Below are 22181 nucleotides of genomic sequence, written 5' to 3'. Positions count from 1 at the left end.
TCCCGCTCAGGCCGTGCGGACGTTCAGGGTGTGGGTGGCGCCGTGGCTGCCGCCGAGGTCGCCGAAGGCCGCGGTGAAGACCGCGCCCGTCCCCGTCGAGGTCACCGCCGGTGCCGTGGAGAGCACGGCGGTGACCCGGCGCCGCCGGGTGAGGGTGAGGCCCCGGACCGTACGGGTGGGGTCGGCCCCGGAGACGACGGCCGTTCCGTCGCGACGTTCCCGGATCTGCACGCTCACCGGCCCGCTCGCCGTGACGGGCCCCACCGTGCCGGCGCTCCAGAAGGTGACGCCGGTGGGGGGCGCGGACGCATAGAGAGCACCGAATCGATCGTTCGACCAGATCGCGCTTCCGCCGGGCGCTCCGGGTACCGGGCCCTCCGGCCCTCCCCGTGGCGGGCGGGTGGCCGACGGACCCGCGGTACGAGGCGGAGGCCGCCCACCGCGGGGGACGACGGTCCCTCAGCAGGGGCGCTCCGCCCGACGGGTGACGGCCATTCGGCCGCGGGCGGGTTGCGGGAGCGTGGGGGCCGACGTGGTATCGGGACGAACGCTCCTGACGGCAGACGACGCCCGGTGTCGCGGCGGCAAAGGATGAGCATGCACATACCCCGATCCCCTGCCGGACGCGGGCGCTTCGCCGCGGTCGCCGTCGCCGCCGCCGTCTGCGCCTCCATGGTCGGCGGGCCTGCCCCCGCTCCCGTCCGCGCGCCGGCTTCCGGACCGGCCGACGGACCGGCCCCCGCGGGCGCCGTCCCGGCCCTCGGCTGGAGCCCCTGCGCGGAGTCCCCCGGCTTCGACTGCGCGACCGCCAAGGCTCCGCTGGACTACCGCAGACCCACCGGACGCGCCGTGGACCTCGCCGTCATCAGGCACAGGGCGACGGGCCCGGGGCCGCGCCTCGGCACCCTCTTCTTCAACCCCGGCGGGCCCGGCGGAGCGGGAACCCAGGCACTGCCCCAGTGGTACGAACTCTTCCCCGAGGAACTCCGGCAGCGCTTCGACATCGCCAGCTGGGATCCGCGCGGGGTCGGCGAGAGCACCGCGGTCCGCTGCTTCCCCACCACCGACGAGGCGTACGCGTGGCTGGAGCGCATACCCTTCGGGTTCCCCGTCGGCGAGAGCGAGACGAAGGCATGGGTCGACGCCTACGCCGACCTCGGCCGGCTCTGCGAGCAGCGCGACCCGCAGTTGCTGCGGCACGTCTCCACCACCGACACGGCACGCGATCTGGACCGCCTCCGGCAGGCCGTGGGCGACGAGAAGCTCAGCTTCCTCGGGGTGTCGTACGGGACGTTCCTGGGCGCCACCTACGCCAATCTGTTCCCCGAAAAGGTCCGGGCGATGGTCCTGGACAGCAACATCGACCCGCGGGCCTGGGTGGACCGGGGTGCCACGGCGGAACCTCGGCTGACGACGTTCCTGCGGGAGGACGTCGACCTCGGGTCGGCCGCGACCCTGCGGCAGTTCCTGGACCACTGCGGGCGCGCCCCCGCCGACCGCTGCGCGTTCTCCGCCGGAAGTCCCGAGGCGACCCGCGAGAAGTTCGAACGGCTTATGCTGCGCCTCCAGGAGCGCGCGCAGGGGGCGTGGACGTACGCCAGAGCCGTCACGACGGCACTGAGCAGCCTCTACGCCGTCGACCCGGGCTGGTACGACCTGGCCTGGGCGCTGGAGGACCTGTGGCAGTGGCGGCCCCCGCAGGAACCCGCGGCCCCGGAAGGCCCCTTGCCGTACCCGGCGTTCGAGCAGATCGAGGCGATCCGCTGCTCGGAGAGCCCCAATCCGCGCGATCCGCAGCGCTTCCCCGAACTGGCGGAGTTCAGTTACGGCCGGGCCGGTGACCTGGGGCGGGCCGTCGCCTGGGCGAGCGAGCCGTGTGCCACCTGGCCGGCGACGGCCGCCTCCCCGTACACGGGCCCGTGGAACCGCCCCACGGCGAACCCGGTGCTCGTGGTCAACACCACGTACGACCCGGCGACGCCGTACCAGGGTGCGCTCGCGATGACCCGTCAGCTGGCGAACGCACGTCTGCTGACCGTGGAGGGATACGGGCACTCGTCCGTCGTCAATCCGAGTCTGTGCGTGGACGACCACGAACGGCGCTACCTGGTCGACGGCGTCCTCCCGCCCGAGGGGACCACCTGCCGGCAGGAGGTGCGTCCGTTCAGCGAGTCGCGGCCGAGGGGCGGCGTCGGCACCGGCGGCGGCGGAACGGCCGGCGGCGCGAAGGGCGGCGCGGCCGAAGGGAATTGAGCGCCGCGCTGCACCGGGTCGACACCTCGGACGGGCCCGTCTCCTACCGCGCCGAGCCGCTCTCCGCGAGGGACGCCGACACCCGCGCCGCGATCGGGGCCCTGGACGGGCCGGACGGGACCGTCGACGCGGGCGCGGCGGTCGCAGCGTGGGAGGCATCGCTGCGCGTCCCCGGGTGGAACGGTCCGCGCGTCTGGGCCCACGCGGATCTTCAGCCGGGGAATCTGCTGCTCGTCGGGGGACGGCTCGGCGCCGTCATCGACTTGGGCTGTCCGGGCCTGGGGTGAGCCGGCGGTCGACCTGATCGTGGCCTGGGACGTCCTGCCCCCGGAGGCGCGCGCCTCGTTCCGCTCGGCGCTGGGCGGCGACGAGGCGACCTGGACGGGGGGGCGGGGTGGGCGCTGTCGATCGCGCTGGCGGAGCTCCGGTCCTATCGGGAGACGAACCCGAGGAGGGCGGCCACCGCCGGCCACGTCGTCCGCGAGGTCCTGAGCGACCACCGGTCCCGGGGCCGGTCGCGGACGCCGTCCGGGAGACAGCCGATCGGGTAGGGGCCGGAGCCCCCGGTCCGCCCGTTCGGATCCGGACGGAACGGGAGGGCCGGGGACGGGCACGGTGCGGCGGGCCGGGCCCCGGCCCGGTCCGCCGCGTTCGTGCGGCGGTACGGCCGCGTCGAGGCGTCGCGGTGCGGCCGCCCGCTGGGGACTACCGGCGGGGGAAGCCGCGGCCCCAGGACTCGACGTCGACGACGCGGCCGCGGCTGTCGCGCAGCGTGGCCGAGTCCCGGCTGTCCCAGACGTAGTTCCGGCGGCCCTGGTAGACGTCGTGCCGGGTGTCGAAGCCACGGCCCGTGTGGACGCGGACGCTGGAGCGGGCGGGGAGACGGAGGTCGTCGAAGCGGTAGCGGTTGCCGTCGCTGTCCGTCAGGGTCCATCCGTCGAGGTCGACGGCCCGGCGACCGGTGTTGGTCACCTCGACCCATTCCGCGTTGAGGCTGCGGTTGGAGCGGAAGTCACGACGCGGGTTGTTGTGCTGGACCTGGCCGATGAGGACCCCGGAACGCCGGTCGCGCCCGAACCGGTCGTCGCCGAACCGGTCGCCACGGGACCGGTCACCGCCGAACCGATCGCCGCCGAACCGGTCACCACGGGACCGGTCCCCGTCGAACCTGTCGCGGTCGGAGCGGTTCCGGTCGTCGTGGTGGCGGCTGTGGCCGGCCTGACGGTCGCGCCCGTCACGGCGGTCGTGGCCGTTGTCCGCGGAAGCCGGCACGGCCATCGCGCCGACCATCGCGCCGGACGCCAGGACCGCCGCCACGAGACGACGGACGTTACGAGAAGCAGACATGCGGATGCCCTTCACCTCAGTGCCCGGTCCGGCCTTGGGGCCGGTGGGCGGACCATGCTCCCGGCCTGTGCCGAGGTCGCACACACTGGCCGGGCGACACGCCCATAAGCCCCTGAACCACCCCGTGTTACGAAATACGGATATTTCCGTAACGCTCAGCTGTATACGGCACGGACAATAGCGACATCACCTGACAAAACTTTTGCACCGTACAGCGACCCGTACAAGCGTCAACAACAAGCGGTTGCCGTCCGTGCACGCCACCCCGCCCGCCACCCCGCCCGCCGGACGGCGCGGACGCCGGGGCGTGTAACAACGACTCAGCACGGCGGCCGTGACGCGGGGGCCCGGCCCGGCCGTGATTCCCTCTCGCTGGTCGAGTGCGGCGGGCAGTGGCACCCTGAGAGGGGGCCGGGCCCGAGGAGATACGGGAGGGCCGATGGGACGAGACGTCCCGGCGCTGGTGTTCACCCGTGACGACCGCCGTCGGTACCGCAACAAGATGCAGGACTGCCTCGACACCTTCGCGCTGATGCTGCGCGAGGCACGGTTCGAGTCGGAGAGGCCCCAGGTGGGCCTGGAGATCGAACTGAACCTCGTCGACAGCGCGGCCGAACCCGCGATGCGGAGCACCGACGTGCTCGAGGCGATCGCCGATCCCGCCTGGTCGAGCGAGCTGGGCAGGTTCAACCTGGAGATCAATATTCCGCCGCGCCGGCTGACGGCCGGCGGCCCCGACGCCTGGGAGCAGGAGATCAGGGACGCGCTCAACCACGCCGAGGAGCGGGCGTCGAAGGTCGGCGCACACCTCGCCATGGTGGGGATCCTGCCCACGCTGCAGCAGAAGGACGTGGGCGAGGGGGCCCTGTCGGAGAACCCGCGCTACCGGCTCCTGAACGAGCAGGTGTTCGCCGCCCGGGGCGAGGACCTGCGGATCGCCGTGGACGGCGTGGACCGGCTGCGGACCTACGCGGACACGATCACGCCCGAGGCCGCCTGCACGAGCACCCAGTTCCATCTCCAGGTCTCGCCCGAGGAGTTCGCGGGGTACTGGAACGCGGCGCAGGCCATCGCGGGCGTGCAGGTCGCCCTGGCCGCGAACTCGCCCTTCCTGTTCGGCAAGGAACTGTGGCGGGAGACGCGCATCCCGCTCTTCGAGCAGGCGACCGACACCCGCCCCGAGGAGATCAAGGTGCAGGGCGTGCGGCCGCGGGTGTGGTTCGGCGAGCGCTGGATCACGAGCGTCTTCGACCTCTTCGAGGAGAACCTGCGCTACTTCCCCGCCCTGCTTCCGCTGTGCGACGACCAGGACCCGAGGGAGACGCTCGAGGGCGGCGACACCCCGGAGCTCGCCGAACTCACCCTGCACAACGGGACGATCTACCGCTGGAACCGCCCGGTGTACGCGGTGACCAACGACCGCCCGCACCTCCGGGTCGAGAACCGGGTGCTGCCGGCCGGGCCGACGGTCGCCGACGTGCTGGCCAACGGCGCCTTCTACTACGGGCTCACCCGCGCCCTGGTCGAGGACGAGCGCCCGGTGTGGTCGCGGATGTCGTTCTCGGCGGCCGAGGAGAATCTGCACACGGCCGCGCGGCACGGGATCGACGCCCGACTGTACTGGCCCGGGATGGGCGAGGTGCCGGTCGCGGAGCTGGTGCTGCGGCGTCTGCTGCCACTGGCCCACCGGGGCCTGGAGCTGTCCGGCATGGACGCGCAGTGGCGGGAGCCGCTGCTGGGGATCATCGAGCAGCGGTGCGTCACGGGGCGCAACGGGGCGGTCTGGCAGTCGGAGATGTTCCACCACATCGACGGCACCGCCCATGTGTCGCACCACGAGGCGCTGCGGCGGATGACGCAGCAGTACATCGACTTCATGCACCTCAACGCGCCCGCGCACACCTGGCCCGTCGACTGAGCGGCCCGCGCTCGGTCGCGGGAGCGGTCACGTCACGGTGCGACAGGCCGCGCGCCGGCGGCTCCGGCACGGCGGCTCCGGCACGGCGGCACGGCGGCACGGCGGCACGGCGGCACGGCGGCACGGGAACAAACGATCGGTTACCGTCGTGGTGATGGCCATGGCCCGCCGGGGCCGTGGCCCGATGCTTCCCCACCATGGATCCGAGTGCCGCCCATGCACCTTTCCCGCACCGTTCCCACCGCCCTCGCCGGAGCCCTCGCCGTCGTCCTGGCCGCGGGGTGCTCCTCCGCGGCCGGCGGTGCCCGGACCTCCGACAAGCCCGCGGCGGCCCCGGCCTCGGCCGCCGCCCCGGCCCCGGAGTCCCGCCCGCCCGTCCGCCGCCGCCCCGCCGCCGGCGACCGCGCTCGAACCCGCCGCCCTCCCGTCCCGGAGCCCCTCACCGAGGCCGCCGGGGAGCGCACGCACCCGGCCGGCCTCGCTGAGCATCCCGTCGATCGGCGTGGCGGACCTGCGCGTCGTGCCGTACGAGGGGACCACCGACGACTGGCCGGGGACGCGCATACAGGACCGCGGGGTGGCGGCCAGCCCGTACGGCGACCGGGGCGGGGTCGGACCGGGCGAGGTCGGCAACTACCTCGTCACCGCGCACCGGCTGTCCGCCGGCGGACCGCTGCGCGAACTGCCGGCGCTGGGCGTGGGCGACCCGGTCCTCGTGACCCGGGGCGGCAAGGTCTACGAGTACCGCATCACCCAGCACCGGACGACGTCGTTCCGGTCCGCCCGGTCACTGGCCGAGCAGCGGGCCACGGTGCCGGGCTCTCCGGGCAGGGCCGCCACACAGGCGATGATCACGATCTCCACCTGCGCCACTCCCGAGGACAACGCGGCCGGGAACTACTGGCGTGACGACCGGAACAACCCGGAGCACCGGATCGACCGGGTGGGGGTGCTCACGGACGTGCGCGAGGCCACGGGCTGACCGGCCGGAGCGGGCCGCGGCCGCGGCCAAGCGACACGGTCGCGGGGCGTGTTGTGCCGATCTAGAGTTGGGCATATCAGACAAAACCGGCTGGTATCCCCTGCCCGGGCCCCTGGGAGGGCCGATGAACCGTATCTCGGTGACCGTGGACGGCGTTTCCTACCAGGACGACGTGGAGCCGCGGCTGCTGCTGGTCCACTACCTGCGGGACCGCCTGGGACTGACCGGCACCCCCGTCGGCTGCGACACCGGCAGCTGCGGCGCGTGCACCGTCGAGCTCGACGGCCGCAGCGTCAAGAGCTGCTCGGTGCTCGCGGTGCAGGCCGACGGCGGCGAGGTCACCACCGTGCAGGGGCTCGGCTCCCCCACCGGTGGCCTCGATCCCCTCCAGCGGGCCTTCCACGAGAAGCACGCACTCCAGTGCGGCTACTGCACTCCCGGAATGATCATGGCGGCCCGCGACCTGCTCAGGGAGAACCCGGACCCCACTGCCGACGAGGTGCGCCACGGCCTCGAGGGCAACCTCTGCCGGTGCACGGGCTACCAGAACATCGTCCAGGCGGTGCTCGCGGCCGCCCGCGAAGGGCAGGAGGCCCGGACATGACCGCCCGGCCCGCCGACCGGACGCACGAGCGGGAAGTCGGACGCGCCCGGGCCCGCAAGGAGGACGCGCACCTGGTCACCGGCCAGACCACCTGGACCGACAACATCAGCGTGCCGGGCATGCTGCACATGGCCGTGCTGCGCAGCCCCATGGCCCATGCCCGGATCGACCGCGTCGACGTGTCCCCCGCGCTGGAGCGGCCCGGCGTCGTCGCCGCCTTCAGCGGGCGCGACCTCGCCGACGGGCTCGCCTCGATGCCGTGCGTGTGGCCGGTGACCGAGGACATCGTGATGCCCGACCACCCCCCGGTCGCCGTGGACGAGGTGCGCTACGCCGGGGACCCGGTCGCCGTCGTGGTCGCCCGCGACCGGTACGCGGCGGCCGACGCCCTGGAGGCGGTGGACGTCGACTACACCCCGCTGGAACCCGTGCTCGACCTGGAGGCGGCCCTCGCGGAGGGCGCACCGCTCGTGCACGCGGACAAGGGCACCAACCGGTGCTACGTCTGGCCGCTGACGACCGGTGAGGACTGGGACTCCGTACGGGCCAGGGCCGACGTGGTCGTCTCCCGGCGGTTCCTCCAGCAGCGGCTGATCCCCAACGCGATGGAGCCGCGCGCCGTGGTCGTGATGCCGATCGCCGCGTCCGGCGAGTACACCATGTACTCCGCCACCCAGATCCCGCACATCGTGCGGGTGCTGATGGCCATGGTCACCGGGATCCCCGAGCAGAAGCTCCGGGTGATCGCCCCGGACGTGGGCGGCGGCTTCGGCTCCAAGCTCCAGGTGTACGGGGAGGAGGCCGTCGCCCTCGCCGTGGCACGCGCGCTCGGCCGGCCGGTGAAGTGGACCGAGTCGCGCTCGGAGGGCTACCTCGCCACCCACCACGGCCGCGGGCAGATCCAGGACGTCCAGATCGCGGCGACCCGCGACGGGAAGCTGCTCGGGCTGAAGGTCGACCTGCTCGCCGACATGGGCGCGTACCTGATGCTGATCACGCCCGGGACGCCGCTGCTCGGCGCGTTCATGTACCCGGCGATCTACAAGATGGACGCCTACGCCTTCACCTGCACCGGGGTCTTCACGACGCGGACGCCCACGGACGCCTACCGGGGCGCCGGCCGGCCGGAGGCGACGTTCGCGATCGAGCGCATCATGGACGAACTCGCCGCCGAGCTGGGGATGGACCCGCTGGAGCTGCGCCGGCGCAACTGGATCCGGCACGACGAGTTCCCGTACACCTCGATCGCCGGGCTCACCTACGACAGCGGCGACTACGAGGCCGCGACGGACAAGGCGCTGGCCCTGTTCGGTTACGAGGGCATGCGGGCCGAGCAGCAGGAGCGGGTGCGGCGCGGCGACCCGGTGCGCCTCGGCATCGGCATCTCGACGTACACGGAGATGTGCGGGGTCGCGCCGAGCCGGGTGCTGAGGGACCTGCGCTACGCGGCCGGCGGATGGGAGACGGCGAACGTCCGCATGCTGCCGACGGGCAAGGTCGAGGTGGTGACGGGCACGAGTCCGCACGGCCAGGGCCATGTGACGTGCTGGAGCCAGATCGCGGCCGATGTGCTGGGCGTCCCGTTCGAGGACGTCGAGGTGGTGCACGGTGACACCCGGGCGGCTCCGCAGGGGATGGACACCTACGGTTCGCGCTCCCTGGTGGTCGGCGGCACCGCGGTCCACGAGGCGGCGCGCAAGGTCGTGGAGAAGGCCAGGAGGATCGCGGCCCATCTGCTCGAGGCCAGCGAGGACGACCTCGACTTCACGGACGGTGTGTTCTCGGTGAAGGGTTCCCCGGAAGCGCGGCGGACGATGCAGGAGATCGCGTTCGAGGCGTTCTCCTCGCACGACCTGCCGGAGGGCATGGAACCGACGATCCACGCCGACCACGTCGTGGATCCGGACAACTTCTCGTACCCGCACGGCACGCATCTGTGCGCCGTGGACGTCGACACGGAGACGGGCCACACCCGCATCCGCTCCTATGTGTGCGTCGACGACGTGGGCCGGGTGGTCAATCCGGTGATCGTCGAGGGGCAGGTGCACGGCGGGCTCGCCCAGGGCATCGGCCAGGCGCTCTACGAGGAGGCCGTCTACGACGCCGACGGGAACCTGACGTCCGGGACGATGGCGGACTACCTGGTGCCGTCGGCGGTGGACCTGCCCGAGTTCACCACCGAGCGCACCGAGACGCCCGCCACCACCAACCCGCTGGGCGTGAAGGGCGTCGGGGAGGCGGGGACGATCGCCTCGACACCGGCGGTCGTCAACGCCATCGTCGACGCACTGCGCCCGCTGGGGGTGACGGACGTGCCGATGCCGTGCACCCCGGAACGGGTGTGGCGGGCCATCCGGCAGGCCCGGGGCGAGGAAGACGCCGCCCCCGCGGCCGGGCGGCCGGAGGGCACGGTGCCGACGACGGGCCAGGCGCCCGCCCCGACCGAGGAGGGGTTGGCATGATCCCCGCGGCGTTCGACTACAGACGGCCGGAGTCGGTGGACGAGGCCGTGACCGCGCTGGCCGACGGCGGCGAGGACGCGAAGGTCCTCGCGGGCGGCCAGAGCCTGCTGCCCATGCTGCGGCTGCGGCTCGCCTTCCCCGAACTGCTCGTCGACGTGGGCCGGATCGACGAAGTGCGCGGGATCCGCGAGGACCAGGAGACGCTCGTCATCGGCGCCATGACCACGCACCACGACGTGATGGCCGACCCGCTCGTGCGCCGGCACGCGGGGCTGCTCGCGGCGGCGACGGCGACGGTCGCGGACCCCGCCGTACGGAACCGGGGCACGCTGGGCGGCTCGCTCGCCCACGCGGATCCCGCCGCGGACCTGCCCGCGGTCGTCCTCGCGCTCGACGGCGAACTCGTCGCCGCGGGCCCGCGGGGCCGCCGCACCATCGCGGCGCGGGACTTCTTCACCGACTACCTCCAGTCCTCGCTCAGCCCCGACGAGCTGCTCGTCGAGGTGCGGATCCCGAAGGCCGGCGACTGGGGATTCCGGTACGAGAAGTTCCACCGGGCCGCACAGGCGTGGGCGGCGGTCGGCGTGGCGGTCCTCGTCCGCACGGACGGGGGGCGGATCGCCGAGGCGAGGATCGGGCTCACCAACATGGGGCCGACCCCGTTGCGGGCCACCGCCGCCGAAGCGGCACTCGCCGGGACGGAGGGCCCCGAGGAGGTGGCCCGCGCCGCGGAGGCCGCGGCCGAGGGCACCAGCCCCTCGTCGGACCTGTGGGGCTCGGCCGAGTACCGCGAGCACATGGCCCGGGTGCTCACCCGGCGGGCGGTGCTCGCCGCGGCCGGACCGGCGTGACGGGTGCCGCGCCGATGAGCGGGACGGCGACCGGCCCCTCGGGGGAGACCGGCGACGGCGGGGTGCGCCCGGCCGTCGCCGCTCCCGAGGGACCGGACGAGGTGCGGCGGCGGCTGGAGGACGTCGGCTATCTCGTGGACGAGGGTCTCGCCACCGCCTGCTTCCTCGCGCTGCGGCTGCACCGGCCGGTGTTCTGCGAGGGAGACGCGGGCGTGGGGAAGACCTCCCTCGCGGGCGCGCTGGCCAGGATGCTGGACGCGCCGCTGATCCGGTTGCAGTGCTACGAGGGGATCGACGCCTCGCAGGCGCTGTACGACTGGGACTTCCCGCGGCAGCTGCTGCATCTGCGCGCCGCCGAGGCCGCCGGGGTCACCGATGTGGAACGGCTGGAGGCGGAGCTGTACGACCGGCGCTTCCTCGTCGAACGGCCGCTGCTGCAGGCGCTGCGGACCCAGCCCTCGGTGCTGCTGGTCGACGAGGTGGACCGGGCCGACGACGAGTTCGAGGCGTTCCTCCTGGAGTTGCTGTCGGAGTACTCGGTGACCGTTCCCGAGCTCGGCACCCTGCGGGCCGCCGCTCCCCCGGTGGTGGTTCTGACGTCCAACCGGACGCGCGAGGTGCACGACGCGCTCAAGCGGCGCTGTCTGTACCACTGGTTCGACCACCCCACCTTCGCCCGGGAACTGGCGATCGTCCGCAGCCGGCTGCCGGCGGTGACGGCCAGGCTGTCCGAACAGGTCACCGCCCTCGTCCAGGCCCTGCGGTCGGAGGACCTGGTGAAGCCGCCGGGAGTGGCCGAGACGATCGACTGGGCCGAGGCGCTGGACGCACTGGGCGCCACGGAGCTGGACGCGGAGCTGGCCGTGGCGACGCTCGGATCGGTGCTGAAGTACCGGGAGGACACGGAGCGGGCCCGGTCCATGGACCTGTCCGCGATCCTCGCCCTGCGGGCGGCGGGGGCGTGAGGCCGATGACGGCGACCGACGGCGGTACCGCGGTGCTGGTGGGGTTCGCGCGTGCGCTCCGCGCGGCGGGAGTGGACGCCGGGCCGGACCGGGTGCAGACGTTCCTGCGGGCACTCGATGTGCTGGGGCCGCGGCGGCGGACCGGCGTGTACTGGGCCGGGAGGCTGACGCTGTGCGGCGCACAGGACGATCTCGAACGCTACGAGCGTGTGTTCGCCGCCTACTTCGGGCCGCGCGACCGGCCTCCGGGACCGCGTGCCCGGCCGCTGCCGCCCACTCCCCCGCCACCGCGGCTCGTCGTGCGGGAGACGGACCGTCTCCCCGGCGGCGCGGGCGAGGACGACCGCCGGCCGGCCGCGGCCGCGGCCCTGGCCAGCTCCGCGGAGGTGCTGCGCCATCGCGACGTCGCGTCGCTGACGGTCGCCGAACGCGAGCAGGTGCGGCGGCTGCTGGCGGCGTTCGCGCTGCGGGGCGAGCCGCGTCGTTCCGCGCGGCTGCGGCCTGCCCGGCGCGGCGTCGTCGATCCCCGGCGGACGGTGCGGGAGTGGCTGCGCCGCGGCGGGGAGCCGGCGCGGCTGCGCCGGCGGGCGCGGGCCGAACGACCCCGACGCGTGGTGCTGCTGGTGGACGTGAGCGGGTCGATGGCCCCGTACGCGGACGCGCTGCTGCGGTTCGCACACGCCGCGGCGCACCGCGGGCCCGCGGGGTCGAGGGCGGCCACCGAGGTGTTCACGGTCGGCACCCGGCTGACGCGGGTGACCTCCGCGCTGGAGCGACGCGACCCGGAGACCGCGCTGGCGGCGGTCGCCGCAGCCGTCCCGGACTGGCGCGGGGGCACCCGGCTCGGCGAGATGCTGCGGGCCTTCCTCGACCGCTGGGGGCAGCGCGGGATGGCGCGCGGCGCGGTGGTCGTGGTGCTGTCCGACGGCTGGGAGCGCGGCGATCCGGCCCTCCTCGCGGCCCAGATGCGCCGGCTGCGCCGGCTGGCCCACCGGGTGGTGTGGGCCAATCCGCGCAAGGCCCGGCCGGGTTACGCGCCGCTGGCGGCCGGCATGGCGGCGGCGCTGCCCAGTGTCGACGCGTTCGTCGAGGGACACAGTCTGGCGGCGCTGGAGCACCTCGCCGCGGTGGTGAGAGGAGCCGAGGATGCGTGAGATTCTGCCCGCCCTGAGCCGCTGGTACGCCGAGGGCGAGCCGTTCGGACTGGCCACGGTGGTGTCGGTGAGCCGCAGCGCGCCGCGCGGGCCCGGCGCGGCGATGGCCGTCGGCCCGGACGACGAGGTCGTGGGCAGCGTGTCCGGCGGTTGTGTGGAGGGCGCGGTCTTCGAGATGGCGCAGGAGGTCCTGGCAGACGGGGCGGCGCGGCTGCACACCTTCGGGTACAGCGACGAGGACGCGTTCGCGGTCGGGCTGACCTGCGGCGGTGAGATCACGCTGCTGGTACGGGCCGTCTCACCGGACACCGACGCGGTGTTCGGGGCGGTTGCCGAGTCGGTCGCCGCGCACCGTCCGGTGACGGTGGCGACCGTGACCGACGGCCCCGCGCCGCGCGGCGCCACGCTCGCGGTGTGGGCGGACGGCGTGGCCGGATCGCTCCGCTCCGAGGGGCTGGACGCGGCGGTCGTGGCCGACGCGCGCGGCGGTCTCGCCCAGGGCTCGACCGGTGTGCGGCACTACGGGCCGCGGGGACAGCGCCGCGAGGACGACGTCTCGGTCTTCCTGCACTCGTTCGCGCCGCCGCCGCGGATGCTGGTCTTCGGGGCCATCGACTACGCGGCGGCCGTCGCCCGGATCGGCGACTTCCTCGGCTACCGGGTGACGGTGTGCGACGCGCGTCCGGTGTTCGCCACACCCAAGCGGTTCCCGGAAGGCGTCGAGGTCGTCGTGGACTGGCCGCACCGCTACCTGGACCGCACGGAGACCGACGCGCGCACGGTCATCTGCGTCCTGACGCACGATCCGAAGTTCGACGTGCCCCTGCTGGAGCAGGCGCTGCGCCGGCCGGCCGCGTACATCGGCGCCATGGGCAGCCGCCGCACGCACGACGACCGGACCAAGCGGCTGCGCGAGGCCGGGCTGGGCGAGGAGCAGCTGGCCCGGCTGCGCTCGCCGGTGGGTCTGGACCTGGGGGCCCGGACCCCCGAGGAGGTCGCCGTGTCCGTGGCGGCGGAGATCGTGGCGCTGCGGTGGGGCGGCAGCGGCGCGCCGCTGACGGAGACGGCCGGGGCGATCCATCCGGCCGGGTCGGCCCCGGCGACACCGGGGCGGCATCGGTGACCACCGGCGAGTGACGAGGAACGGAGCGGAGCATGGAACTGCGGCACGAGTTCACCGTCCCCGTACCGGTCGAGGAGGCCTGGCGGACGCTCCTCGACATCGAGCGGGTGGCGCCCTGTCTGCCCGGTACCACCGTCCAGGAGTTCGACGGGGAGGAGATCACCGGCACGGTGAAGGTCAAGGTGGGCCCGGTCACGCTGACGTACCGGGGCACCGCCGTGTTCGAGGAGCGGGACGAGGCCGCGCACCGGATGGTGCTGAAGGCGAGCGGCAAGGAGGTGCGGGGGCAGGGCACCGCGCGGGCGACCGTCACGGCCGGGCTCACCGCCTCCGGCGAGGGGACGGCCGTGGCCGTGCTCACGGACTTCGCGGTGACCGGGCGGCCGGCCCAGATCGGGCGGGGTGTGATCGCCGAGGTGGGCGACAAGCTCGTGGGCCGGTTCGCGGACTGTCTGGCCGAGCGGCTCGCCGGGGCGCCCGGTGCGGGGGCCGCGGGCACCAGCGCCGGTCGGGGCACGGGGCCGGCGGAAGCGGGGACGGGCGCGGAGCCCCCCGCGGCCGGAGCGGTGACGTCCGGGGAGGCCGCGGCTCCGGGAGCCTCGGGGCCGGCCACGCCCTCGGCCGCCGCGGCGGAGACCGGCGGCCCGCCCGCGCCCGCGGCGCAGGACCGGAACGCCGAGCCCATCGATCTCGTACGGACCGCGGGTCTGCCGGTCGCCAGGCGGATCGTCCCGGCGGCGCTGGCGGCCGGGGCGGCCGCCGCGGCGGTGGCCGTGGTCCTGCGCCGCCGGCGGCGCTGACCGTCAGTCCGTACGGGTCGCGAGCAGGGCGAGGAGCAACGGGATCCGGGGCGACGTGTCGGGCAGCCGCCACCAGCCGCCGGGGGTGCGGACCATCTCCGGCCAGCGGGGCCAGGGCAGTTCGTCGCTCTCGCGCAGCCCGGTGATCGCGAGACCGGCCCCGGTGAGCGCGTTGACCACCTCGCCGATCCCGTGCATCCACTCGAAGCTCTCGGTCGCCCCCCGCACGGCCGGGCCGTCGGTGTACGTGTACGTCGAGTCCCGGCGGATCGCGCCCCGGCCGCCCAGGTAGTCGTGGCGCAGCAGGAGTTCGGAGCCCTCGCCGGGGGCGGGCTTGGGCCCGAGGGAGTTGAGCAGCGGGTGGAACTCGACGAGGTACAGCCGGCCGCCCGGACGCAGCAGCCCGGCGACCGTGGCGGCCCAGCGGTCGAGGTCCGGCAGATAGCACAGCGCGCCCTTGCCGGTGTAGACGACGTCGAACCGCCGCTCGTCGCCGAGCGCTTGGGCCGCGTCGTAGACGTTGGCCTGGACGTAGTCGACCGGCAGGCCCGCGTCGGCGGCGAGCCCGCGGGCCGCGGCGATCGACGCCCCGGAGATGTCGAGCCCGGTGGTCCGTGCGCCGCGCCGGGCGAAGGCCAGTGTCTCGGTGCCGAGATGGCACTGGAGGTGCAGCACCTCACGGCCGGTCAGATCGCCGAGGTCCTCCCATTCGAAGGCGCCGAACCAGCGGTCGGGGTCGGCCCCCGGCCCGGCCTCGCCGAGCCCGTAGAAGGCGCTCGCCAGATGCACGGGGGTGCGGGCGTCCCAGTTGGCCTCGTTGGTCCGCATCATCTGCCGCAGGACGGGGTCGAGGGGCGCGTCGTGCTCGGCTGCTCCGGTCATGGGGACCATCCAACCGTCCGCGGGCCTTCCGGGCCCGGCCGGACGGTTCTTTCCGGCCAGTCTCGGCTTGACAAAGCCTTTTGCCGTGGTGGCAAATGGCTCCATGGCGGAGACGGATTTCGACGAGGTGCTGACGGCCGTGGGGCCGCGGCTGCGGGCCCTGCGGCAGGCGCGCGGCAGCACGCTGGCCCAGATCGCCGAGACGACCGGGATCTCGCTGAGCACGCTGTCGCGGCTGGAGTCCGGCGGGAGGAAGCCCACGCTCGAACTGCTCCTGCCGCTGGCCCAGGCGTACGGTGTGCCGCTGGACGAGCTGGTCGGCGCCCCCGCCGTCGGTGACGCCCGCATCCGGCAGCGCCCCTTCACCCGGAACGGGCAGACGTATGTGCCGCTGACCCGCTACCTCGGGGGCATGCACGCCTACAAGCACATCGTGCCTCCCCGGTCGAAGGACAAGGGCGTGCGTCCCGAGCAGAAGGTGCACGAGGGCTACGAATGGCTCTATGTGCTCACCGGGCGGCTGTGGGTGGCACTCGGTGAGCACGATCTGGTCCTCGGCGCGGGCGAGGCCGCGGAGTTCGACACCCGCACCCCGCACGGCTTCGCCAACGCCGGTGACCGCCCCGTGGAGTTCCTGTCGCTGTTCGGGCCGCAGGGCGAGCGGATGCACGTACGGGCGCGCCCGGCGCAGAACTGAGCGGCCGGAGGTGCGGGAGCGTCAGGGAAGGATCGAGTCCACGTATCCGCCGTCGACCCTGACCGCCCCTCCCGTCGTCGCCGACGCGTACTCCGAGCTGAGGTAGACGACCAGGTTGGCGATCTCGGGCGGTTCGATCAGCCGGCCCAGCAGCGACTGCGGGCGGTGCAGCCGCATGAACGCGCGCTGCGCCTCGTCCCACGGCTGGTCGCGGCCGACGAGGTCGTACACGAAATCCTCGACGCCCGGGGTGTGGGTGGGCCCGGCGATGACCGAGTTCACGGTCACCCCGGTGCCGGCGGCCTCCTTGGCGAAGCCGCGGGAGACCGCGAGCAGGGCGGTCTTCGACATCCCGTAGTGGATCATCTCGGCGGGGATGACGATGGCGGAGTCGCTGGCGATGTTCTGGATCCGGCCCCAGCCGCGGTCCTTCATCCCCGGCAGGTAGGCGCGGATGAGACGCACGGCGCTCAGCACGTTGACGTCGAAGTACGTGCGCCACTGCTGGTCGGTGATCTCCAGCGGATCGGCGGGGCCGAAGACGCCGAGGTTGTTGACGAGGATGTCCGCGTCGGGGACCTCCGCCCGCAGCCGTGCGGCGCCCTGCTCCGTGGTGAGGTCGCAGGCCACGGCCGTCACCCGCGCGTCCGGTGCATGGTCCAGAAGTCGCTCCCGCGCCTCGCGCAGGCGCTCCTCGCCGCGTCCCGTGAGGACGGTCGTGGCGCCGGCTCCGGCGAGCCCGACGGCGATGGCGAGCCCGATGCCCTGCGAGGAACCCGTGACGATGGCGGTCCTGCCGCTCAGATCCACATGCACTTGCCCCACGCTGCCACGGAAGGCGGCGCCGACCCGGGGCGCCACGCAGGAACGGCACGGCACGCGCGGAACGTCCACGCGGTGACCGGGGGGTGGCTTCCGGTCCGGGGGACGCACCGGAAGCCACCCCGGGGGGCGGAAGGTCAGGATTCCGCCCCTGCTCCCACGGCGGTGAGCAGCGCGAGGGGGGTCGCGGCCGCCCACGCCTGGGGGGAGCAGGCATGGGGGTAGGGGACGGGCCCCTCGCCGGGGACCCTCGGGTAGCCCGAGAGGACCTCGGGCAGCCGGTGGTCGTGGTGCGCGGCGGCACCGGCCAGGGCGCGGGCGAGCACGGCGGTCTCGCGGTGCAGACCGTAGCGGGCGAGGCCGAGGGCGATGACCGCGTTGTCGTGGGGCCAGATGCTGCCCCGGTGGTAGGACAGCGGATGGTACGGATCCTGTCCGGCGGCCAGGGTCCGGATGCCCCACCCGGAGAAGAAGTCGTCCTCCATCAGGCGCCGCCCGGTGGCACGGCCCTGTTCCGTGTCGAGGATCCCGGACCAGAGCAGATGGCCCGCGTCGGAGGCCAGCGCGTCCACCTGCCGGCCCGCACCGTCCAGGGCGAGGGCCGGGAACGCCCGGTCGGCCATCCAGAAGTCGGTGGCGAAGCGGGCACGCAGGTCACCGGCCGCGGACTCCAGTTCGCCGGCGAGAGCGGGGTCGTGCCAGGCGTCGCGGGCCAGGGCGGCGGTGCGGAGCAGGGCGTCGTAGGCGTAGCCCTGGGCCTCGGCGACGGCGATGTCGCCGGTGGCCTGGGTTCCGTCGCGGAAGCAGACGGCGCCCTCGGAGTCCTTCCAGTTCTGGTTGAGCAGTCCGTGGGCGTCGGCGCGGTAGGTGAGGTACCCCCGCTCCTTCAGCCCGCCGTGGTCGAACATCCAGGTGAGCGCGGCGCGGGCCTGGCGTTCCAGTCGCCTGGCGAGCGCGAGGTCGCCGGTCCGCTCGGCGTGGGCGTGCAGCAGGACCAGGAAGAGGGGGGTGCTGTCGACGGAGCCGTAGTAGCGGCCGTAGGGGACCTGCCGGAAGTGGGCCAGTTCGCCGTGGCGGATCTCGTGGACGATCTTGCCCGGTTCGGCGACGCGGGCCGGGTCGTGCCCCGTGGCCTGGGTGGCCGCGAGCGCCGGCAGGGTCGCCTCGGCCAGGCCGGGACGGTACGGCAGCGCGAAGTACGACGTGAGCAGCGAGTCCCTGCCGAACAGGGTGAGGAACCAGGGCACTCCGGCCGCCGGGATCTGCACGGTCCCGCCGTCCGGGCCGGTGGCCGGGACGCGCAGTCCGGCGAGGTCGTCGAGGCCCTGGCGGCAGGCGTGGCCGAGCTCCTCGTGCCCGGCCGGCACCGCCGGCGCCTCGCCGGTGAACGCCTCGTGCTCCCGGCGCGCCTCCCCCACGGCCTCAGCGACGGTGGCCGGCGGCGCGGCGGCGGGGGCGCCGTGCGGGACGGCCGTGGCGTGGACGGTGATCTCGGCGGTGCCGTGGGCGGGCAGGGCGACGGTCCACTCCAGGGTGGCGCGGTCCCCCGCGGTCCGGACGCGAGGGGCCGGGTCGGCGGTGACGGTGGTGCTCGCGTGCCAGTCGCCGCGCCGGTAGTGGAATGCGGCTCCGTCGGGCAGCGGGTCGAGTGTGCGGGTGGCGCCGGGCTTGTCGTAGCGCCGGTCGTCGCCGCGCAGTTCGAACTGGTCGGCGAAGTCGGCGGCGGTCTCCAGCCGGACGGTGAGGGTGGTGTCCCGGCCGGTGTTGGCGGTGACGCGCAGCTGCTCGACGAGCCGGCCCTGGCGCAGGGCCTGCCGGCGGAAGAGCGTCCAGGCGGAGGGCTCGTCACGGCTGCCGGACCCGGTGAGCACGGCGGCGCCGTCGCCCGAGGCGGGCGCCGGTACGAGGACCGTGGGGTTCTGCCCGTCGACGGTGAGGGTCCACCTGCTCAGATGGCGGGTGTCCCGGGTGAACAGCCCGTCGGGGGACGCGCCCCGGGTGCCCGTGATGTCGCCGCCGGGGCCGGTCGCCGCGAAGGCACCGGCGTGCAGCAGGAGTCGGCGTGTGCTCACCGGTCGTCCTCCCCGGTGTCGTCGGCGGCGAGGAGGTCGAGCGCGACGGCCGCGGTCCAGCTGAAGTTGGTCGCGCCGTGGCCTTCGCCGCTGTACGGGTCGACGTACTCGGCGAACCGGGAGTCGCCGGCGGCGTCCAGGACGGCCCGCCCGAGCGCGTCGGCCTCGGACACGGCACCGTGCAGGCGCAGCCCGCGCTCCAGAAGCCAGTTGATGTTGAACCAGGCCGGGCCGCGCCAGTAGCGGGCGGAGTCGAAGGCGGCTCCCCGCAGGTCGTAGCTGGGGACGAGGCGGGTGGTCGTCCCGAGGCCGAAGTGCTCCCCGGTGACCGTGTCCAGCAGGGTCTCCGCCACGCGGCGGGGCAGTGACGGCACGACGAGGGGCAGCAGCCCGGTGACGCTCCTGTCCTCGATGACGGAGTCGGCCCGTACGTCACGGCAGAGGAACATGCCGGCGCTCGGCTGCCACAGGTGCCGTACGAGCGCGTCGGTGAGCGCCTCGGCCCGTTCCCGGTGCGGGCGCGGATCGCGGCCCACCTCCTGGGCGATCCCGGCGAGGGCGTGTTCGGAGGCGATGAGCAGGGCGTTGAACCCGGGGTCCTCGACGGCGAAGGGGTGCGGGGTGCCCGCGTCGCGGTAGCCGCGGTCGCGGTAGTCGGCGGCCAGCCGCACGTACCGCCCGTAGTCGAGGTCGGTGGGTCGGTCGGCGGCGTCGCCGTGGGCGAGGTCCACCCGGCGGAACGACTCGGGGGCCGCGGGGGTGATCCTGCGCAGCGGACCGTCCCAGCACGGGCTGTTGTCCATGCCCGGCTCCCAGGGGTGCACGACGGAGGCGAGCCCGTGGCCGGTGAGGTCGCGGTCGCGCAGGAGGTAGTCGTGCCAGGCGGCCAGGCGCGGGTACATCCGCTCGAGGAAGCCGCGGCGGCGCGAGGTGGCCGGGTCGCGCCGGTGGACGAGCGCGGCGGCGAGCGCGTGGACCGGGGGCTGGACGATTCCGGAGGTCTCGGTGCCGGCGGGAGCGCCCGCCGCACGGCCGGCCGTGCCGGACCGCCAGAAGTCGGGACTGGGGAAGTACGCGCCGAGCGGCACACGGGGGTTGAAGACGATGTGCGGGATCCGTCCGTCGGCCCACTGGGCGCCGACGAGGGACTCGAGCTCGCGCTGCGCCCGCCGGGGCGACAGATGGCGCAGTCCGATGGCGATGAACGCCGAGTCCCAGCTCCACTGGTGCGGATAGAGGGTGTGGGAGGGCACGGTCGAGGTGCCCGTCCAGTTGGTGAGCAGGACGTGGGCGGCGTCGCGCCGCAGTCGTTCCCGGGCGCGGGCCGGGCGGTCGGTGAGGGTCGTCGTCATGCGCCTGACCTGCGCAGGAAGCCGGGAATGGAGCGGACGGCCTCGACCGGGTCGCCGGTGAGGCGGCACTCGGCGGCGAGGTAGCCGTCGTAGCCGACGGTGTGCAGCGCGGCGAGCCAGGCCGGCCAGTCGAGGTGACCGGCTCCGGGCTGGAACCGGTTGGAGTCGCTGACCTGGGCGTGCCCGATGTACGGGGCCGCTTCGAGGATGGCGCCCGCGGGGTCGGCCTCCTCGATGTTCATGTGGTAGCTGTCGATGCCGATCCGCACGGAGTCCAGGCCGACGGTGCGGATGAGGTCGACGGCCTGTTCGAGCCGGTTGACCATGTGGTCCTCGTACCGGTTGAGGGGTTCGAGGTAGAGGTGGACGCCCTCCTTGCGGGCGTGCTCGCCCAGTTCGGTGAGCCCTTCGAGCAGGACGGCGCGTTCCTCCTCCTCTCCGCGCGGCGGCTCGAAGGGAGGGAGCCGGCGGGAGAACATCCCGTACGAGGCGGGGGTCTGGGCGCCGCGGCCGCCGATCTCGGCGATCACGGACAGCTGCGACTTCATCTGCTCGACGGCGTCACGGCGCTGAGCGGCGTCGAACGCTCCGAAGAAGTGGAGCATGTCGACGCAGACGGTCGGCATGACCACACCGTCCTTGAGGGCGGCGCGCAGTTCGGGGAGCCGTCCCCGGAAGTGGTGGTCTCCCTTGGCGCGCAGTTCGATGGCGTCGAAGCCGGCGTTCTGGGCGAACTCCCACTTCTGCTGGAGGGTGTCCCCCGGCAGCAGTTGCTCCTGGCAGGCGGTCTTGAGCATCAGGGGCCTTTCAGAATTCCAGGACGACCTGGAGGGCGTCGGCGGGGCGTTCGTCCAGGAGCGTGTAGGCGTCGGCGGCGTCCTCGGCGCGGACGACATGGCTGACGAGGGACTTCACGTCGACGAGCCCTTCGGCGACGAGCGAGAGGAAGGTCTGCTGGAGCCGCTCGACGGTCCAGCGGCCGGAGAGCTGCGGCGGGACCCCGCCGATCTGGGAGCAGATCAGCTGCACGCGGTTGTGGTGGAACTCGTCGCCGAGCCGCAGGCCCGCCCCGTCGCCCTGGTAGAAGCCGGAGGCGACGACGCGGCCGCCGACGGCGACGGAGCGCAGGGCCTCGTGGAGGGCGGGGTAGACGCCGCTGATCTCGATGGCGACGTCGGCACCCCGGCCGTCCGTGGCCTCGCGGATGCGCTCGGCCACGGCGTCGGTGCGGGCGTTGAGCGTCGATGTGGCCCCGTACGTCCGGGCGGTGTCCAGCCGGCCGTCGAGGGCGTCGACGGCGGTCACCCGCGCGCCGTTGAGCCGGGCGAGCCGGGTGGTGAGCAGTCCGATGACGCCCTGACCGAAGACGGCGACGTCCTCGCCGACGTGGATGTCGGAGGCGAGGACCGCGTTGTGGGCGATGGCCCCGACGCGGGCGAAGGCGCCGGCGAGGGGCTCGAGACCGGTGGGCAGGACGTGGCCGATCATGCGCTCGGCGGGGACGATGCCCTCGCTGCGGTGGCCCCAGATGCCCCAGACCGTGTCGCCGGGCGCGGGCAGGCCCGGGGTGCCGGCCAGCTCGGGCGACACCTCGGTGACCTCGCCGACCTCGGAGTAGCCCCAGCCGGCCACGGGGTACTCGATGCCGGCGGCGCCCTCGCGGAAGAGCCGGGCCTCGGGGTCCCAGGTGCGGGTCAGATACGGGTTGGTGCCGCGGTAGGCGGTGAGCTCCGTGCCGGCGGAGATGCCGGAGTAGCGGGTCCGCACGCGCAGATGACCGGGCGGCAGTGGCGCTCTCTCGTGCTCGGCGACTTCGACCTGCCGGGGGCCGGTGAACTGGACGACGCGTTCCACGTGGGGCTCCGAAGGGTTGTTCCCAGTACTGATCTCACTACTT

General features: G+C 74.1%; 20 protein-coding genes. 12 read left to right on the top strand and 8 right to left on the bottom strand.

What is annotated here, in order from left to right; translation table 11 throughout:
• Window positions 1-6 precede the first annotated feature (6 nt).
• Window positions 7-342 carry a polysaccharide lyase beta-sandwich domain-containing protein gene (locus QRN89_RS33775; RefSeq protein WP_290353961.1) on the bottom strand — a complete coding sequence of 112 codons (336 nt, stop codon included), beginning with the start codon at window positions 340-342 and terminating at the stop codon, window positions 7-9.
• 255 nt (window positions 343-597) lie between these two features.
• On the opposite strand from QRN89_RS33775, the gene QRN89_RS33770 reads away from it, so the two are divergent.
• On the top strand, window positions 598-2253 hold the full coding sequence (locus tag QRN89_RS33770) for an alpha/beta hydrolase (RefSeq protein ID WP_290353210.1): 1656 nt from the start codon (window positions 598-600) through the stop codon (window positions 2251-2253).
• Complete coding sequence (locus tag QRN89_RS33765; protein WP_290353209.1) at window positions 2250-2540, top strand: phosphotransferase; 291 nt, start codon at window positions 2250-2252, stop codon at window positions 2538-2540. Before QRN89_RS33770 ends, QRN89_RS33765 begins: the two co-directional genes overlap by 4 nt.
• A gap of 418 nt (window positions 2541-2958) precedes the next feature.
• Here QRN89_RS33765 and QRN89_RS35690 read toward each other — a convergent pair whose 3' ends face one another.
• Window positions 2959-3600, bottom strand: coding sequence for a lamin tail domain-containing protein (locus QRN89_RS35690; RefSeq protein ID WP_356948677.1), 642 nt, complete (start codon window positions 3598-3600; stop codon window positions 2959-2961).
• 439 nt (window positions 3601-4039) lie between these two features.
• Here QRN89_RS35690 and QRN89_RS33755 point away from each other — a divergent pair, with 439 nt between their 5' ends.
• The 9 genes from QRN89_RS33755 to QRN89_RS33715 all read left to right on the top strand — a co-directional run bounded on the left by QRN89_RS33755 (window position 4040) and on the right by QRN89_RS33715 (window position 14459).
• Window positions 4040-5518: a glutamate-cysteine ligase family protein gene (locus QRN89_RS33755; protein ID WP_290353208.1), complete on the top strand. Its 1479-nt coding sequence runs from the start codon at window positions 4040-4042 to the stop codon at window positions 5516-5518.
• Between the two features lie 502 nt (window positions 5519-6020).
• The gene (locus tag QRN89_RS35900) at window positions 6021-6500 is read left to right on the top strand and encodes a class E sortase (RefSeq protein WP_435833287.1); all 480 of its coding nucleotides are present in this window, start codon (window positions 6021-6023) and stop codon (window positions 6498-6500) included.
• Window positions 6501-6624: 124 nt separating this feature from the next.
• Window positions 6625-7104 (top strand): (2Fe-2S)-binding protein, encoded by a 480-nt coding sequence (locus QRN89_RS33745; protein WP_290353207.1) that lies wholly within the window; start codon window positions 6625-6627, stop codon window positions 7102-7104.
• Window positions 7101-9566: a xanthine dehydrogenase family protein molybdopterin-binding subunit gene (locus tag QRN89_RS33740; RefSeq protein ID WP_290353206.1), complete on the top strand. Its 2466-nt coding sequence runs from the start codon at window positions 7101-7103 to the stop codon at window positions 9564-9566. The genes QRN89_RS33745 and QRN89_RS33740 overlap by 4 nt, the downstream gene beginning before the upstream one ends.
• Complete coding sequence (locus QRN89_RS33735; protein ID WP_290353205.1) at window positions 9563-10417, top strand: FAD binding domain-containing protein; 855 nt, start codon at window positions 9563-9565, stop codon at window positions 10415-10417. The genes QRN89_RS33740 and QRN89_RS33735 overlap by 4 nt, the downstream gene beginning before the upstream one ends.
• A gap of 14 nt (window positions 10418-10431) precedes the next feature.
• Window positions 10432-11382, top strand: coding sequence for an AAA family ATPase (locus tag QRN89_RS33730; protein ID WP_290353204.1), 951 nt, complete (start codon window positions 10432-10434; stop codon window positions 11380-11382).
• Between the two features lie 5 nt (window positions 11383-11387).
• Window positions 11388-12536 carry a vWA domain-containing protein gene (locus QRN89_RS33725; RefSeq protein WP_290353203.1) on the top strand — a complete coding sequence of 383 codons (1149 nt, stop codon included), beginning with the start codon at window positions 11388-11390 and terminating at the stop codon, window positions 12534-12536.
• On the top strand, window positions 12529-13659 hold the full coding sequence (locus tag QRN89_RS33720) for an XdhC family protein (RefSeq protein ID WP_290353202.1): 1131 nt from the start codon (window positions 12529-12531) through the stop codon (window positions 13657-13659). Before QRN89_RS33725 ends, QRN89_RS33720 begins: the two co-directional genes overlap by 8 nt.
• A gap of 32 nt (window positions 13660-13691) precedes the next feature.
• Window positions 13692-14459 (top strand): SRPBCC family protein, encoded by a 768-nt coding sequence (locus QRN89_RS33715; protein WP_290353201.1) that lies wholly within the window; start codon window positions 13692-13694, stop codon window positions 14457-14459.
• Between the two features lie 3 nt (window positions 14460-14462).
• On the opposite strand, the gene QRN89_RS33710 is transcribed toward QRN89_RS33715, so the two are convergent.
• Window positions 14463-15341, bottom strand: a complete 879-nt coding sequence (locus tag QRN89_RS33710) for a class I SAM-dependent methyltransferase (RefSeq protein ID WP_290353200.1) — start codon at window positions 15339-15341, stop codon at window positions 14463-14465.
• Between the two features lie 103 nt (window positions 15342-15444).
• Between QRN89_RS33710 and QRN89_RS33705 the strand changes: the two genes are divergently transcribed.
• Complete coding sequence (locus QRN89_RS33705) at window positions 15445-16038, top strand: helix-turn-helix domain-containing protein (RefSeq protein WP_290353199.1); 594 nt, start codon at window positions 15445-15447, stop codon at window positions 16036-16038.
• Window positions 16039-16059: 21 nt separating this feature from the next.
• On the opposite strand, the gene QRN89_RS33700 is transcribed toward QRN89_RS33705, so the two are convergent.
• The 5 genes from QRN89_RS33700 to QRN89_RS33680 form a co-directional block, all read right to left on the bottom strand.
• Window positions 16060-16854, bottom strand: coding sequence for an SDR family NAD(P)-dependent oxidoreductase (locus QRN89_RS33700; protein ID WP_290353959.1), 795 nt, complete (start codon window positions 16852-16854; stop codon window positions 16060-16062).
• 143 nt (window positions 16855-16997) lie between these two features.
• Entirely contained in the window at window positions 16998-18932 is a 1935-nt protein-coding gene (locus tag QRN89_RS33695) for an amylo-alpha-1,6-glucosidase (RefSeq protein ID WP_290353198.1), read from the bottom strand.
• Window positions 18929-20284, bottom strand: a complete 1356-nt coding sequence (locus tag QRN89_RS33690) for an MGH1-like glycoside hydrolase domain-containing protein (protein WP_290353197.1) — start codon at window positions 20282-20284, stop codon at window positions 18929-18931. The genes QRN89_RS33695 and QRN89_RS33690 overlap by 4 nt, the downstream gene beginning before the upstream one ends.
• On the bottom strand, window positions 20281-21081 hold the full coding sequence (locus tag QRN89_RS33685; RefSeq protein WP_290353196.1) for a sugar phosphate isomerase/epimerase family protein: 801 nt from the start codon (window positions 21079-21081) through the stop codon (window positions 20281-20283). Before QRN89_RS33685 ends, QRN89_RS33690 begins: the two co-directional genes overlap by 4 nt.
• Window positions 21082-21091: 10 nt before the next feature.
• Window positions 21092-22138, bottom strand: coding sequence for a zinc-dependent alcohol dehydrogenase (locus QRN89_RS33680; protein WP_290353195.1), 1047 nt, complete (start codon window positions 22136-22138; stop codon window positions 21092-21094).
• Between the last annotated feature and the right edge of the window lie 43 nt (window positions 22139-22181).

This window comes from Streptomyces sp. HUAS CB01, assembly GCF_030406905.1.
Lineage (GTDB): Bacteria > Actinomycetota > Actinomycetes > Streptomycetales > Streptomycetaceae > Streptomyces > Streptomyces chengbuensis.
Note: the sequence above shows the minus strand (reverse complement) of the source record. Positions and strands in the feature narration are given on the sequence as shown.